The organism is Flavobacterium salmonis, from assembly GCF_903819435.1.
Lineage (GTDB): Bacteria > Bacteroidota > Bacteroidia > Flavobacteriales > Flavobacteriaceae > Flavobacterium > Flavobacterium chungangense.
The window spans coordinates 18,977-34,762 of sequence record NZ_CAIJDP010000069.1 but is presented as its reverse complement, the minus strand read 5'-3'; the positions used below and the strand labels follow the sequence as shown (position 1 = coordinate 34,762).

Sequence of the window (15,786 nt, the reverse complement as noted above, 5' to 3'; positions counted from 1 at the left end):
TTTAGCACCGTTTATTATAAAACGGTGCTATTTTCATTTTACACTTAATTGCAATGAGCAACCCTTGGATTATTAGTCGAACTACATTGAAATAAGTATCTTGATTGTGGATATAATGCAACAGGATTATCAGTGACAACCAAAGATGACAATGCCTGCCCGTTATATCCTGGCATTGTAACTTGTACTGCTGACCCATTACCCAAAGCTACATTTTTAGCATTCGCATTTCCGTTAAAACTATAATCAATCATAGCGTCCAAAAGTCGGTAAACACCGTAATAATCGTAAGCATCATAAGATGACTGTGTATTTGGCAAATTATGCTCTGCAGTATAAGTAAAAGAAGGTAGCACACTTTTCTTTATTAAAATAAAATCTTTTTCTGAATTGGCAATGTTTATATTTTTAAAAATATCTATAGCAAGACGGTGATCATTTGTTGTATCATCATCATAAACTTCTGTAATCAACTTTGTATTGGCAGGAAAATCGAGCAACTGACTGTCTGATAACTGGTATGCATACCATTGCGCCATTGCAAAAATAAATCTGCCGTTTTCACCCCAGCCTTCATCAATAAATGCTCTGTGTGCCAGTGAAAATGATGCACCTCCACCAAAAGAATGCCCCATGAACCCTACTTTTTTTGTATCAATGATCTCTGGGTAATCTGTTACTGCTTTTTTAAAACTCTGCCATAAAGTATTGTATCTCTCATCAATCGTTACTCCGGTGGTTGGATAAGGTGCAAATACTACTACATATCCTTTTTTGGCAATAAATTCGTAAAGTCCAATATTGTAAGCACTTTCTTCTCCTCCATAGGGATGAGAATAAAAAATAACAGGTTTGGGCGAAGTAATTCCTTGTGGATAAAAGATTTGAACATTTTTACCTTCATAGGCTGGACTTGCAAAAGAAATTTTTGCAACAGAAAAAGTTCCGTCTGCTCCATATCCTGAAGCTGGCCGTGAGATAGGTCCGGCAAGATCATCATCAACATACTGGGGATCAGATTTTTCTGTGTTTGCATCATTGGAACATGATGTTAGTACTAATGTAAATAGAATCATTTTCAGGATATACTTCATAACTAATATAATTAAATGTTAAAAATTAGACTGTATTTAGGGATAAAAGGTTTAATCACATTTATTTTTTTTTATTTTAATGATTCCTTATAAAACTTAAACACTTATTAAAATACGAAAATAAAATAAATGGAGTAATTTTACACCTTGTACCCAACTACAAGACATCCAATCTTATTTGAACCAATTGATTGTCTTTTGTATTGGAATTAGTTCTATTAAATCCTAATTTTGTACTGGCAAACAGAGCAATATTTTCTTTATATTAAAATGAAAGATAGCAGACGTTTAGAATAGCTTTGAAAACTAAGTAATTTACAGCAACATGGATATAGTCAAATTTAAAATCACATCAAAAACGATAAAAGTAGAAGTACGCAATTCGAATAATTATGTTTTTAATTTTAATACGGCTTTAGAAATTGCTAAAGAAGACAAGGATGTTTTATTAAAACTATACAATGCCTTAGATATTCTTTTTAAGAAAGAAACTCCCAGCGAAATAAAAAACTATATCTCACCAAACCAAACCAATATCCTGGATCAGATTTCTGCAGTAGACAATTTAGAAGAGCAGCAATAAAGTTCTAAATTGGAACAACTTTTCGGCCTTACCGGCATTTAAAAGTATTTTATTTATTTTTGTACAGATACAAATTTCACTAAATGAAACGTTCCGGCACAGCAGATCTTCCCTTACATTATGGACATGTTCCATTATGGCTTGCCGAACGAATGTCTAAACTTGGTTTTGCAATTGTAGAAACGATTGCCATGGAATTTTCCACTTCAGAAGTAATAAGCAAATTAAGCAATCCGTTTTGGTTTCAAAGTTTTGGCGCTATGATGGGAATGGACTGGCATTCATCCGGAATTACAACTTCAGTACTTGGAGCCTTAAAAAAGTCGGTAAACCCACATTCGAAAGAATTAGGTATATACATTTGTGGCGGCAAAGGCAAACATTCCATGTTAACACCACAGGAGCTTTTATCTGTTGGTGAAAAAACAGGTCTTGACGGCAATAATCTTGCGAATTGCAGCAGGCTTGCCGCCAAAGTTGACAATACAGCCATTCAGGACGGATTTCAATTGTACCAGCATAATTTTATTGTGGACAATAAAGGGCAATGGGCCGTTATTCAACAGGGAATGAATCCCAACTCTAAAACAGCGAGAAGATACCATTGGCATTCGCAAGATTTAAAGTCTTTTATAAATGAACCGCACACTTTTATTTATGGCGAAAATCAGGGTACTATCTTAAATCTTACAGCTCATGCAGCGACCAAATCCAGAGAAGGTATTTTGGAATTATCGAAAGAATCTCCAGCAAAAATCATGAAGGAGATGCAGTACCTTTCTATGCCTGCACATCATGATGTCAGGATGGAGGATGTTAATATGAAAAGGCTCGGCGCAATGCTCTGGACAACTCATGAGAATAAACCGGAAGATTTTGAAGAACTGCTGCTTTTAAAAGGAATGGGGCCAAGAGCTTTACAATCATTAGCATTGGTTAGTGAAATCATTTACGGCACTCCTACCCGATTTGAAGATCCGGCACGTTTTTCATTCGCCCATGGTGGAAAAGACGGACATCCGTTTCCTGTTCCGGTAAAAATATACGATGAAACAATTGATACTTTGCAAAGAGCTATTAATCGTGCTAAAATAGGCAATAGCGATAAAATACAAGCGATTCAAAAATTGTCCGAAATATCAAGAAAGGCTGAAGAAAGTTTTACACCAAACTCCAATTTTGATGCACTAATTCAAAGAGAAAGAGACGAATCGCACCAATATGGAGGAAGAACTGTTTTTGGAGATACTAAACCACCTAAAAACAAGCCTATTCATCCAAATAATCAACTGGAATTGTTTTAAACTGATTAGATAGCGGGATTTAATTTTACGTCAATTATTACTTTCCTGAAATCAATTTTTCAATTTCACCAAAAGAAATAACCGGATTTGCGCCAGTCGATGCAGCAACTAATGCCCCAACAGCACAAGCAAAATCAATAGAGTCCTGAGGCAGTTTTCCTGTAAGCAAAGAAGTTATTAATGATGCTAAAAATGAATCTCCTGCGCCTACTGTATCGGCAACCTGAACCAGATAACCGTCGTTTTTATACAATTTCCCTTCCCATAACAACAAAGCTCCATCTTTTCCTTTTGTTACACAAATAGACGATGTATTTGTTCTGGAAGCTATAAACTCAATATTATCTTCGAGTGTTGTAAAAGGAGACTGCAAAGCTGTAGCAATTTCAAGAATTTCATCATCATTGAATTTGATAAAATTGGCAGACATCATTAATATTTCGAGAATTTCATATGAATAATGTGGCTTTCTTAAATTAACATCAAATACTTTATAAATTCTGTGTTGCAATAATGATTCTAAAGATTTTCGGGATACTTCATCCCTGCAAACCAAACTTCCGTAAATTAAAACATCTGAATTGTTTACCAAATTTTGCCCCAAATCGTTTATTTTAATTTTATCCCAGGCTGCCGGGTAATGAATATCATAAGTTGCAGAACCATTTTTATCCAGAGTTACGTTTACCAAACCTGTTGGAAACGTTTCCGATTGCAATATTACATCCGTCCCCACCCCTAATATTTTTACTTCATTAAGAATAGCAACTCCATCTTCATCATTTCCCACACTGCTTATCACGGTGACCTCACACCCCAGGCTTTTCATTCGCAAAGCCACATTTAATGGTGCTCCGCCAATCTTTTTTTCGTTATCAAAAACATCCCAAAGAATTTCTCCGAAGGCTACGACTTTAAGTTTTTTGTTATTACTCATTTATATTTTTTTCTAAAATTACAATTTAAAGTAAAAACAATCAACCTTATAGCAAATCTATAAACAAATTAGCTATCTGTATTCTACAAAAAAAGGGAATATTCGTTATCCGAATATTCCCTTTTAATATTACAATTTAGCTTATTTTACTAAAACTTTTACTGTTTTGGTACCTTCTTCAGATTCTGCTTTTACAATATAAACACCACTCTTAACAGATAAACTTACATCTTCATTAGTTTCAGTAGATTTAACCAGTGCACCTGTTATACTATACACACTAACTTTAGCAGCTGCAGTTACATTTGCAACATTGATTTTTCCATCTGCACCAAATATAGTTACTTTAGAATCTGCTTGAAAATTATTAGTTGAAAGTGTTGCTCCAGAAACTTCAATCTTATAAACTGCAAAAGAACTATCCCCATAAATATAAACCAAACCAGAATTTGTAACATTAACGGTAACTACATTAGATAAATTAGCAGTTACGTCATTAGTAACTGAACCGCTTCCATAAAGAGCCGCTCCATCTGACACATAAAGAGTACGTGTTGTAGGTGCTGTACCATTAGTAGGTATCGCTGTTGTATGTTTTATCCAAGCTTTAACTGTACATGGACCACTTACATTGAAAGAAAAATAACGAATAGTAGGCAAAAAAGTCCCTGTTGCCGCTGCACTTGAACCTCCAGTACTTGCTCTATTTGCACCAACATATCCATCAGAAAAAGTTTGGCTATTCCCTGATATAGCAGCAAAAGCTGAAGCACCAACAGCAGTATGTCCATATAAATTCAAACCACCAACGTTTATAGTATTTGGTGAAGTTCCTGCAGTACTACCCGAAGCGCTTGTAAGAACCCCTGCAGTAGGAAACGCTGGACTTGGAACTGTAACGGTACCACTAACAGTATTGTCGCTAAAATTCCAAGTTGTAGTTTGTGCATTAATAGATCCTACTGAAAAAAGCAAAACAGCAGTTAAATAAAGTAATTTTCTTTTCATAATTTATGGTTTTAATAGTTTAATAATCACAATTGTAATCGATTTTCTAAGTTAATATTTTTTTATTAAAATGTAAAAAAATATGTGTTTATTTTAAAATTTTTATTATACAATCCATTTCATACATCCTGGCAGGAAAAGAATAAACCTAAAACAAAAAAAGCATGCCTAAAATAATAGGCATGCTTTAAATAAATTGAAACTTGAAATTAATGTGTAATAACTTTCACAGATTTTTGACCATCTTCAGCTTTAACAACCACAATCCAAATACCATTTTGGAATTCAAAATCAACATCCTGAGTTGTTTTGAATGTTTTTACCTTAGCTCCTGTAATACTGTAAACAGCCACAGCCGTTTCTGATTTTACATTTGAAATTGCAATTCTGTTTTTATATCCAACAACCTTAACAGCAGAAGTTGGCGTATTATCTTTAACCCCTAAACTTTCATTAGCAATTAATTGTGGTAAAGGATCCCAATTATCGCTTCCTTTTGTAAAATTAAAAGTTGTAATAGCTGTACCATCATTTAATATAGGTGCTGCTAATTTAGTAGACCATGCAGCACGACTTGTACTATTGTTTACCCCTGAGTTTTCTATAGTTCCGTATTCATACATTTTTACAGATTCTCCGCTCAATGAATTATTCCAGCCTGCAGGTACAATTAAAGAAAGATTTTCACTACCTGGATAATTAGATGTTTCAATCGTAGTATTATAAAAAACAACTTCACTTGTATTAGCAGCCCAAGGACGACCAAAATAACCTGGTTTTGCACGATAAGCTGAAGCTGTTTCTATTCCAGGGGTGGCTGTTGTAACTTTACATTCGTACATTAAATAGCCTCTTCCGGTACTTTGCTGAGGAGCTGTAATATAAGCCTGATCGCTACTTACATCACTTGTATTCATTGACAAATCAGTTTTATAAAAAACAGCATTCATTCCACCAAAAATATAATCTACAGCCCCCATCATAGCGCCTTTATACACTACTACTCTGGCACCGGTTCCTCCATAAAATGAATCCTGACGACCTATCACTCTACATTTATTCAATATTACTTTATCAACATTGTTAAGAATTGAGATAGCAGCTGCTCTTTCTACAAAGCTTCTGTTCTGAACAGCAGTATTTCCAATATCTGTTGGGCGAAGTCCTTTATTTCCTACTGCCCACATTTCAACCACATCTTCGGATTCTTTTTTAGAAATGTACTGATTAAAAGAGTTCTCAAAAATAATATCATTTGCTTCAAAACCGTTAGCATTTATCACTATAGTCGCATTCCAATAAGATCCATTAGTAGTTCCGGAACCTGCATTAGCATAAGATAAATAACCATTTTCTTTGTTTACTTTTAAAACATCTTCATGCCATTTTTGATCTGATGACATACTGTAATAGCTATATCCATGACCATAATATGAAGTAACCCTAACCGAAGAACTTCCAATATCAACCCCTTTATTTAATAATTCTATCGTTGGATTAGATGCCGCATTTTTTAATGTTACATTCGCCTGATTTATTACTAACATTTCTTCATAGTTTCCCGGATCAATCATAACTGTAACACGATCTGAAGCGGTACGCGGCATTTTCGCAATAGCATCTAATGCTGCATTTATGGTTTTGTATGTTTTGTCAGTTCCTACAGTAATTGTAGAAACATAAGGTATACTGCCACCAATTTTAATTTCAGTAATATAAGTTGTTAATGCTGAACCGCCCATAGTAATGGTTACATATCCAGATGTACTTCCCGGGTATATATATTCTACTTTTTCTACATTTGCTGTACTGTTAGTTGCAGTTGTAATTGCTGTACCTCCATCAATAGAGAAATTAGCCGTGTAATAATATGAAACTGTAATTTTATCTCCAACATTTACCGGAACCTGAATAGTACCACCGGTTTTTGCTAATAAATGACCTGAAGAAACACTGTTAGAAATAGTCGCAGCAGTTCCTCCAAACACCATTCCTTTGTATGCAGTAGTAGAAGTTGTTATTGTTTTATCATCAAAAGACCAAACAGAAACCGGTTTGAATGCTAAAACTTTTGTAACTGCTGAACCATTCACTGTTAAATTAGAAACCAAACCAAGCTCAACTGAATAAGCATCTAAGCCAGTATAGCTAACTGCATATGTACCATTACGCAAAGAAATACCGGTTGTTGAGTTAAAATTATAAACATATCCACTTTCGTTTAAGTTGGTAAAAGTTAATTTTAGATTATTTAATTGCGTAACATCTAAACCCGTGGCATTTATAGTTACACCATAAACCGGTTTTGCTGTAAATGCAACATTTGCTGAAGTAGCACCTGTAATATTTACAACGTTTGATAAAATTTCATAATCATTAACTCCCTGACCTGAAACAACATATTGTGTATTTGCTTCCAAATCTACGCTATAAGTCGCATTAGCGGTATTAATTACAGGTTTAGGAATATACACTTTATTAGCAGAAGCATCTGGAGTATATGTTAAACTTAATTTTGAAATATCTGTTCCCAATCCTGTGATTGAACCACTTACTGTATATAAATCTACTTTTAAAATCGCAATATCATAAGTCGTAGTTGCATCTGAAACTGCTAAGTATTCGCCATTACTAATAATATAACCATTGGCATTAAGCAAAGTCATTTTATAAGTAAAACCTTTAGGAAGGCTCACATTATAAGTACCATTAGTAACAGGAGCCGTCCATGATTTTCCTGCCGTATTTGTAAATACTACAGAATATCCATTAGGAATGTCTGCTGCTTGTGAAACATCTAGATTTCCTGTTATTGCAGCATAAGAAGCTGGTTTTCTATAAATTCGGTAATAATTCCCTTTACCTCCCAAACAAGTTATTGTAAAGTTTCCAGCTTGTTTTGCCTGAAATTTTGCAAGTGTAACACTAGTACCTGACGTTACTAATGGAATCAACTCTGTTTGGGTATTTGTTGTAGTATTAACAACTGTTAAGTTATTACTTGAAGCAGCTGATTCTATACTTGCAACAACCGTTACTTCATCATCTTCATTTAATGTTAGAGTAAAAAAACGTGTTGTAGCACTCGCACTACCATTACAATAATATCTTGCAGTATAATTAGCGTCTGTTGTCCCTAAATTACCTGTTGCATATCTTGTAATAGCTGTATTCGTTGTATACAATCTGTCATTATTGCCTGTTTTAAGTGTTAGTGCTCCAGAAGTAAGTGTCAAAGCTGTTGAGCCACTTAGAACGTTAGCAGAACTTGCTGTCCCTTGCACAATTGTTGCACTATAGGTATACCAAGTGTTAATATCAGTGGCAGTCAATTTATTATTATACAAATTGACATCCAATGTTGCGCCTCCAAAATCCCAAACATCTGTTTTTTGAGCATGGATATACGATACTGAAAGCAATATCGTAAAAAAGAGTAATCGTAATTTTGTTTTCATAAGTGGTATTAATTGGTTAGTAAAATTTTAATTTTTAATCTTTATTTTTAGAATTCGTTGGATGCCATTAATAACCTAACTAATCCAACGAATTATCTTTATTCTCATTTCATCCAAATTAAGTTTTCTTAACAAGATATCTTCTACTAAAAAAGGCATGCGTAAACGTTTAAATTCAGCATGCCTTTTCATAACTATCAAATATTTTTTGAACTTATTTAATCCAACGTGGATCTCCTACTTTTCTATCAATCAAAACCTGATTTTTAATTGTAAAATCGCCTGTCGCTGCATTAACAAATTGTGGATCTAATGCTGTTCCTAAACCATCTGATTTTAAAGGCGCAATAGCAGCCGGATCGTTAAGCGCAGGAGCATTAAAATAATTATTATTTTCGAATGTAGGGTCTAAATCTGTTGTTGACTGATTAGAAAATCTTGCCACCGTTGCAGCAAAAATTGAATTCTTAACCGTTACCTGATTTGTAGTAAAACGGACATACATAATTTGAAGACCACTTGTTGCAACAGTATTAGTTACACCATATAAAGTACAATTCTCAATTAACACATCTGTTGTAACTGATCCAAATACTGTAGCATTATCAGATCTTATAAATGCAGCATTTGGAACACAATTATTGAAAGTACTTTTTCTAAAGATAATCTCATCTGCGAAGGCAGCTCTAAAATCAATAAATGATCCTGATCCTGCCGTACCAACATTGGTAATTATAGAATTTTCAACAATTATTGATTGTATGTTTGCATTAATACCTGTTCCTGCACCAATAAATGTACGTTCGTAATCATGAATGCTACATCCACTAATAAGAAGTTTACTATAATTTGCAGTTGCTGAATACCTTATAACATCTATCTTATTACTTGCTGAAGCTGGCGAACCTACTAAATCCAAATCTATCAAATTAATATTTCCAGTAACACCTGTAGTAAAAGGAGCCAAAGAAAAACTAAGTTTTAATTTTGGTTTATCAAAACTTCTTAAACCTCTAATCGTAATTGGTTTATTTAGCACAATCGTACTTACTTGAGCTGTATAATCCCCAGGCTTTAATATCAATACAGCTTCTGCCGCAGCATTAGCTATTATTGTAGCTAAATCATCTGTAGGACCAACTTCTGTACCGTCAGAAAGATCTATACCAGTAGTTATTGTTTGAGAACCTCTTCTAGAAGTAATATTAAATATATCTGCAACATATTTAGTCAAAGAACTTAATCCTACAACAGTAGCAACTCCATTTAGTTTTTCTTGAGCGGTAATAGTATGGGTAACTGTAGGTTTTGTTTCATCTGCAGGTGTAAATACTATTTTTGTAACACTACTGTTAGAAATCCATCTTACAGTAGCTTCTTTACCCAGAATATCGTCAGCCTGTGCAGCTAAGAAAATTTGTTCTTCTAAAGTTTGAGCAGTAATCACAGACCATGTTGAATCCTCTTTTCCTCTGTTACTCACTGCTTTTACTCTGATTGAATAAAGTGTTTCTCCTTCGAGCTTTACTCTTATCGGCAATTCACTAGCATTAACTTCCAAAGTTTTAAAAATCGTATTAAATTCAGCATCATTAGCACTGAATTCAACAACATAATGATCATCTGTTTCTTTGGTATCCCAAACTAATTCAACAGAAGTTTCATTACGCACAGTAGCTTTTAAACCAGTTGGGGAAAATTCACGATTAGCATTCAATTCTGTAATAATATCTTCTGTATAACTTTCGCAGCTTCCAGCAAGTACCACAAGCATCGAAGCTGCAATTATTCCTTTGAATATATTTCTTTTTTTCATAATTTTCTTTTCTACGTTAAATAATCACACAAAACTATTATTGGTTTGGATACCCGTAATCATTTAACAATTTCCCATTACTATTGCTAATAAAAAACTGCCAAATAGGCCAGAATTGACGATTATCAGGATCAGCGCCTGTTTTGTACACCGAATTAATTTTAGCGTCATTCAAATTATTCCATGTAAAAGCTGTGTAATCAGCACCTGGATTTATAGATTCACCGCGATTTAATCCATAAATCGATAAAATAGTCGTATTATCAGATGATCCGTATTTAGAAGCATTAGCCTCATCTTTTACATACTTATAATATAATACCGCAGGTACATCAGAATATTCATTAGCTCTTTCACGTAAATTAGTCATTTTTGTTTTAGACTCATCTAATTTAGCTTTTAATATATTCCAACGAATTAAAGCCTGTTTACGTTCCATTTCACCTGTAAACTCAAATTTATGTTCTTTTACAATAGCATTAAACATAGCTTCTTTAGAAGATAATGCATTTACATAAGCATCTACTTTAGCTGCTCGGTCAGCAGCTGAAAAAGCTCTTTCTCTAATTTGCTTTAAATATGGCGCAGCTGCACTTGGTCCTTCTAATTCATTCGCTGTTTCAGCAGCAATTAACAATACTTCTGCATAACGCATATACACTTTATTTACTCCATCATCACTAGCAGCAGTAATTCTTCGTTTCGTCCATTCATAACGATATTTACCAAAATACCATGTATTTAAAGCTACCAGTTCCTGTTTAGCAATACCATTTACAGATGTACCCCAACGGTAAGGCACACAAGTTACATCTCTACGAGTATCTTTTTCATCAAAGTCATAAAAAACAGTAGGTAACGGACCAGCTGTTCCACCAGACGAACCATTACCATTTGCCTGAAATTGATTTGGTGTCTGATTTCTAACTGCAAAACTATACAACACACGTCCACGACCTTCTGCAAACGGAATCTCCCAAAGTGATTCTCCACCCGCAGTTACATAATCCTGGTTTACATTTCTCCAAAATCCTTCAAAAGTAGCATTTAACTGTGCTTTACCACTTTGAATTACCGAACGTGCTTCGCTTAAAGCTAAAGCATACATTTTAGCAACAGATAAATCAGGGTCATTACTTCTACGGATTCCATCAGGGTATTGTTGGTATCCTGAAGCTACTAAAGCCAAACGTGCTCTTAACCCCTTCACAAAAGCTTTATTAACACGCTCAACTGTAGAAGTTTCTGATGATTCATTAGGCCAAGCCACAAGCTCCGAAGCTTCTCCTAAGTCAGCAATCAATTGTTTATAAATTACATCACGATTCGTCTTAGGAAGATAGATCGTTGCGTTATTAATAGGTTCGAAACGATATGGCACATCACCCCATCCTTTCATTAAATCAGCATAATAAATAGCACGTAATGTTAGTGCCTCACCCAAAAGCTGCCCCATTTGTGTTCCTGGAAAAGGATTTCCATATTGACGAAGACCTCTGATAGCAATATTAGCACGCTCTATACCTCCATACATAGAAGCCCAGGCATTATCAGCTGTATTCATCTGGATGTTATCTATTTTTGCATCATAAGTACACAAATCAGATTGCGCACTAATAGATTGTGAATTATTATACCATTCTGCATCTGTATTCATTCCGTAAAATGGTATAAAACGACCTCTGTAAGAATTAGTTTCTCCAAAAGGCACCTTAATCCCATCAATAGCTCCTTTAGCTAAACCCGGTGTAGAAAAAATTACAGATTCATCTAATGTAGATTGTGCCGGTGCTTCTAAATAATCATCACCAAACTCTTGACAGCCTGTAAAAAAAGTAGCCAAGGCTAATCCTGCAATTATTATTTTATGTTTCATTTTTTGTACTGCTTTAAAATTAGAAATTAAGATTTAGACCGAAAATCAACTGTCTGCTTCGCGGATATGCTGATGAATCAACACCTGGAGATAAAGTCGTTTTTCTTCTAGTTGAAACTTCAGGATCAGAACCTGAATAATTTGTCCACACAAATACGTTAGTAGCCGTAAGATAACCACGTAACTTAGTTAAACCTAAATGAGAGATAAAACTTTCTGGAGCAGAATAACCAAGAGTTAAAGTATTTAAACGTAAGAAAGAGGCATCCTCTACAGCCCAGTCACTCATTACAAAACGGCCCATATAAGGTGACCACATCGTAGTATTAGCATTCAAAGCCTCTAAATCTGCAGGATTTGTAACTAGTTCTCCTGTCGCTGGATTCAAATTAGTCCAACGTTTTCCATCAGCCATAACCGTACTTAAATTTCTATACTCTCCATTAGTTTGGTTAGCAGTCGAAAATTCAATTTTATCAGCATTGTAAACATCATAATCAAGTGCCCAGTTAAAAGCTGCTGACAAATCAAATCCATAAGCATTAGCATTGATTACCATACCTCCTGTGTTTTTTGGAATAGCACTTCCAATAATAGTTTGGTCTTTACTATCAATTACATTATCTCCATTCAAATCTTTCAATTTCATAGAACCTGGCTGTATAGTATTTACAGGCCCATTATCAACCAAACCATTTTTCAAAGTATATGTTGTTCCATTCCAATCAAAATCAGATACCTCATAACGGCCAGCGCTTCTATAACCATACATTTGTCCTAAGGCAGAACCTACCATTACCATGTAATCGTTTCCAATTTGACTTGATGCCCAATTTGATGCGTATGGGAAATCTCCCATTACCCCTAATGAATTAATTTTGTTTTTATTTATCCCTACGTTAAATGCAAAATTTAAACCATAATTTTTCCCTTCAATTGCAGCAATGTTTAAACTAGCCTCAAAACCAGTATTTTGAGTTTGTCCCATATTACGGTATTGATACTCATAACCCGTACCTGCTACAGGAAACTCAATTAACAAATCACTAGTTTTATTATTATAAAAATCTAATGTTCCGCTAATACGATTATTAAAGAAACCAAAATCTAAACCTATATTTTGCGTAACGGTAGTCTCCCATTTCAAATCAGGGTTAGCCATATATTTACTATTTGTAGCCCAACCACTTGAAACTCCATTTATAGTAGTTATACCTCTAGACTCAAAGTTCTGAACCGTTTGTCCTGTTGGAATATTATTATTACCAGCTTCTCCGTAACTGGCACGAACCTTCAACTGAGTTAACCAACTTTTATCTTTTAAGAATCCCTCTTCTGAAATTTTCCAGGCAGCTGCAAAAGCAGGAAAATAACCCCATACATTATCACCTAAAAATTTACTAGAACCATCAGTACGGAAAGTAGCAGTTAATAAATAACGATCTTTGAAGCTATAATTAGCTCTTCCAAAGAAAGACAACAATTTATCATCCGGAGCATAAAAATTATCAACAAAACGAGCCTGATTAGTATTAGAAGGTGTACCAGTATAAGCCGCATTAGAATTACCTGTTTGTGTTGTTAATTTTCTTGACAGATTAAAATCAAAAAATTCAGGAAAACCATGAAGCGTATTTGTCAGAGTAGTTGAAGTTGTTCTAAGAGTTTCTTCTCCAACCAATAAATCTATATGATGATTTTCTCCTAATAATTTTTTAAAATCATAACTTAAGGTATTCGCATTTCTAAATCTTTCCTCTTTTTTATCACTTAATATCAAAGCTGGCATTCCTTTAAATGGTGCGTTAACATCTGGCGAACTATTAACATAATACGTTGATGTTCCATAGAAACGAGCGTCTTGATAACTATAATTATCCAAACCTAATTCGGTTTTAAATTTCAAATTGTCAACTAGCTCCCATGAAAAACTACCTAACATATTAAAGTTTTTTCGCAATTGTTCTCGGTCATTATCCCAAACTGAAAGCACTGGATTAACTAAACTATTAGCAACATCTTCATTTGTTTCATCAGTTGAAACACCCGGAATTGGCAGTGGCGCATAAGCGATTGAATTTCTCAAACGGGAATCAGATGTTGATTTTTCGTTTTGCTCATTTACCCCTCCACCATTAATTTGAGTATCAGAATAACGCATTGTATAAGTTAAATCAATTTTATCATTCACTTTCCCTTTTAATGCCAAAGATAAGTTATTACGCTTATAATCAGATCCTAACATAATCGCTTTTTCATCATAATGAGCATAATTGAAATTATAATTCAACTTCTCATTTCCGCCTCTGATTCCTAAATCACGACTTTGTACCTCTCCTGTACGACCAAAAATTTGTTTTTGCCAATCATTACTTGCCATACCATTATACATATCGTAATCTTCCCAATTACCAAAATACTTAGTATATGAAGTAGGATTAGAAGCTACTTTTGTTGATCCGGATTGTGATAACAAAGCATATTCATATTGCCATTTCACATAATCATCTACCGGTAAAACATCAAAATCTTTAGCTCTCGTTTTCATACCGTAAAAAGTATTAAAACTAACCGCCAATTTACCGTCTTTACCACTTTTCGTTGTAATCAAAACCACACCATTAGCTCCACGAGAACCATAAATAGCTGTAGACGAAGCATCTTTCAATACTGTCATTGTCTCAATATCCGAAGACGAAATGTCGCTCATGCTATTTATTGGAAAACCATCTACTATATATAAAGGCGATGCAGACTGCGTTAAAGAACCTCCTCCACGAATTTTAATACTAATCTCTGCATCTGGAGAACCTTCAGAAGACATTACTTGTACTCCTGCAATACGACCTGTCAAAGCTTCTGCAACATTGGCTACAGGAACTTTTTTCAAATCGTTACCAGAAATACTCGCTACTGAACCTGTCAAATCTGACTTCTTAACACTTCCATATCCAACAACAATTACTTCATTTAAACTATTTGCTTCTTCCGCCAAAACAATATTAATCGTTTTTTTACCGGCCGCAGCAACTGACTGAGTTGTAAAACCTATAAAAGAAAATTCTACAATTGCCTTTGAACTTGAAAGTTTCAATTTGTATTTTCCATCAAAATCAGTTGAAACTCCGTTTTTTGTACCTTTTTCCAAAACGTTAACCCCAGGCAAGGTTAAACCTGAAGCATCTTTTACAACACCTTCAACTGTTACCTCTTGTGCGTTTGCCTTATTACTGGCAAGCAAGCATAATAAGAAAACAAATGCAAAACAGCACTTTATTCCTTTATTAAATAAATCTTTCAAATTCATAGTGTAGTGTTTAGTTAAATTATTAATGTTTATAAAGTTTATTTATGGTTTTTTAAATCACACTTTACTTCTAAAATATTTTAAAAATATAATTTTTAGTTAAAAACTAATTTTCAATTTATTTCCGCAACCCCTGAAAACAAACAAAAAATAGATATTTTAAAATATTGAAAAGCAATGTGTAATCGATTACACAAACATAAAAAAAAATTCTATATAAAAAATTAAATTTCACAAAATAATCATAAAAAAAATTACATATAAAAAAATAATCAGTTTTAAAATGCCATATATTCAATTTATCTGCTTTAAAACTAAGAAATATTCTTTTATACTTTTAATGAGATAAAATTATTGCACAAAATTCAATCGATTACATCATCTGTGAATATTTTAACGATCC

At 34.0% G+C, this 15,786-nt stretch carries 9 protein-coding genes; 2 read left to right on the top strand and 7 right to left on the bottom strand.

Annotation, left to right across the window (positions count from 1 at the left end; translation table 11 throughout):
• Positions 1–44: 44 nt before the first annotated feature.
• A complete protein-coding gene (locus FLACHUCJ7_RS12410; protein ID WP_230408817.1) occupies positions 45–1,076 on the bottom strand; it encodes an alpha/beta hydrolase in 1,032 nt (343 codons plus the stop codon).
• A 343-nt stretch (positions 1,077–1,419) separates the two neighbouring features.
• Between FLACHUCJ7_RS12410 and FLACHUCJ7_RS12405 the strand changes: the two genes are divergently transcribed.
• On the top strand, positions 1,420–1,677 hold the full coding sequence (locus FLACHUCJ7_RS12405; RefSeq protein ID WP_180909112.1) for a hypothetical protein: 258 nt from the start codon (positions 1,420–1,422) through the stop codon (positions 1,675–1,677).
• An 83-nt stretch (positions 1,678–1,760) separates the two neighbouring features.
• Complete coding sequence (locus FLACHUCJ7_RS12400; protein WP_180909111.1) at positions 1,761–2,981, top strand: DUF763 domain-containing protein; 1,221 nt, start codon at positions 1,761–1,763, stop codon at positions 2,979–2,981.
• 37 nt (positions 2,982–3,018) lie between these two features.
• Here the strand turns inward: FLACHUCJ7_RS12400 and FLACHUCJ7_RS12395 are convergent, their stop codons facing one another.
• The 6 genes from FLACHUCJ7_RS12395 to FLACHUCJ7_RS12370 form a co-directional block, all read right to left on the bottom strand.
• The gene (locus tag FLACHUCJ7_RS12395; RefSeq protein ID WP_180909110.1) at positions 3,019–3,918 is read right to left on the bottom strand and encodes a carbohydrate kinase family protein; all 900 of its coding nucleotides are present in this window, start codon (positions 3,916–3,918) and stop codon (positions 3,019–3,021) included.
• 141 nt (positions 3,919–4,059) lie between these two features.
• The gene (locus FLACHUCJ7_RS12390) at positions 4,060–4,926 is read right to left on the bottom strand and encodes a T9SS type A sorting domain-containing protein (RefSeq protein ID WP_180909109.1); all 867 of its coding nucleotides are present in this window, start codon (positions 4,924–4,926) and stop codon (positions 4,060–4,062) included.
• Positions 4,927–5,135: 209 nt separating this feature from the next.
• Complete coding sequence (locus tag FLACHUCJ7_RS12385) at positions 5,136–8,384, bottom strand: pectinesterase family protein (protein WP_180909108.1); 3,249 nt, start codon at positions 8,382–8,384, stop codon at positions 5,136–5,138.
• A 214-nt stretch (positions 8,385–8,598) separates the two neighbouring features.
• Positions 8,599–10,200, bottom strand: a complete 1,602-nt coding sequence (locus FLACHUCJ7_RS12380) for a DUF5123 domain-containing protein (RefSeq protein ID WP_180909107.1) — start codon at positions 10,198–10,200, stop codon at positions 8,599–8,601.
• Positions 10,201–10,237: 37 nt separating this feature from the next.
• Positions 10,238–12,076, bottom strand: coding sequence for a RagB/SusD family nutrient uptake outer membrane protein (locus FLACHUCJ7_RS12375; protein ID WP_180909106.1), 1,839 nt, complete (start codon positions 12,074–12,076; stop codon positions 10,238–10,240).
• Positions 12,077–12,095: 19 nt separating this feature from the next.
• Positions 12,096–15,383, bottom strand: coding sequence for a SusC/RagA family TonB-linked outer membrane protein (locus tag FLACHUCJ7_RS12370; protein ID WP_180909105.1), 3,288 nt, complete (start codon positions 15,381–15,383; stop codon positions 12,096–12,098).
• Positions 15,384–15,786: the final 403 nt, after the last annotated feature.

Coding starts and splice junctions, on each gene's coding strand:
- FLACHUCJ7_RS12410 (WP_230408817.1), bottom strand. CDS start 1,076: ATGATTCTATTTACATTAGTACTAACATCATGTTCCAATGATGCAAAC.
- FLACHUCJ7_RS12390 (WP_180909109.1), bottom strand. CDS start 4,926: ATGAAAAGAAAATTACTTTATTTAACTGCTGTTTTGCTTTTTTCAGTA.
- FLACHUCJ7_RS12395 (WP_180909110.1), bottom strand. CDS start 3,918: ATGAGTAATAACAAAAAACTTAAAGTCGTAGCCTTCGGAGAAATTCTT.
- FLACHUCJ7_RS12405 (WP_180909112.1), top strand. CDS start 1,420: ATGGATATAGTCAAATTTAAAATCACATCAAAAACGATAAAAGTAGAA.
- FLACHUCJ7_RS12380 (WP_180909107.1), bottom strand. CDS start 10,200: ATGAAAAAAAGAAATATATTCAAAGGAATAATTGCAGCTTCGATGCTT.
- FLACHUCJ7_RS12400 (WP_180909111.1), top strand. CDS start 1,761: ATGAAACGTTCCGGCACAGCAGATCTTCCCTTACATTATGGACATGTT.
- FLACHUCJ7_RS12370 (WP_180909105.1), bottom strand. CDS start 15,383: ATGAATTTGAAAGATTTATTTAATAAAGGAATAAAGTGCTGTTTTGCA.
- FLACHUCJ7_RS12385 (WP_180909108.1), bottom strand. CDS start 8,384: ATGAAAACAAAATTACGATTACTCTTTTTTACGATATTGCTTTCAGTA.
- FLACHUCJ7_RS12375 (WP_180909106.1), bottom strand. CDS start 12,076: ATGAAACATAAAATAATAATTGCAGGATTAGCCTTGGCTACTTTTTTT.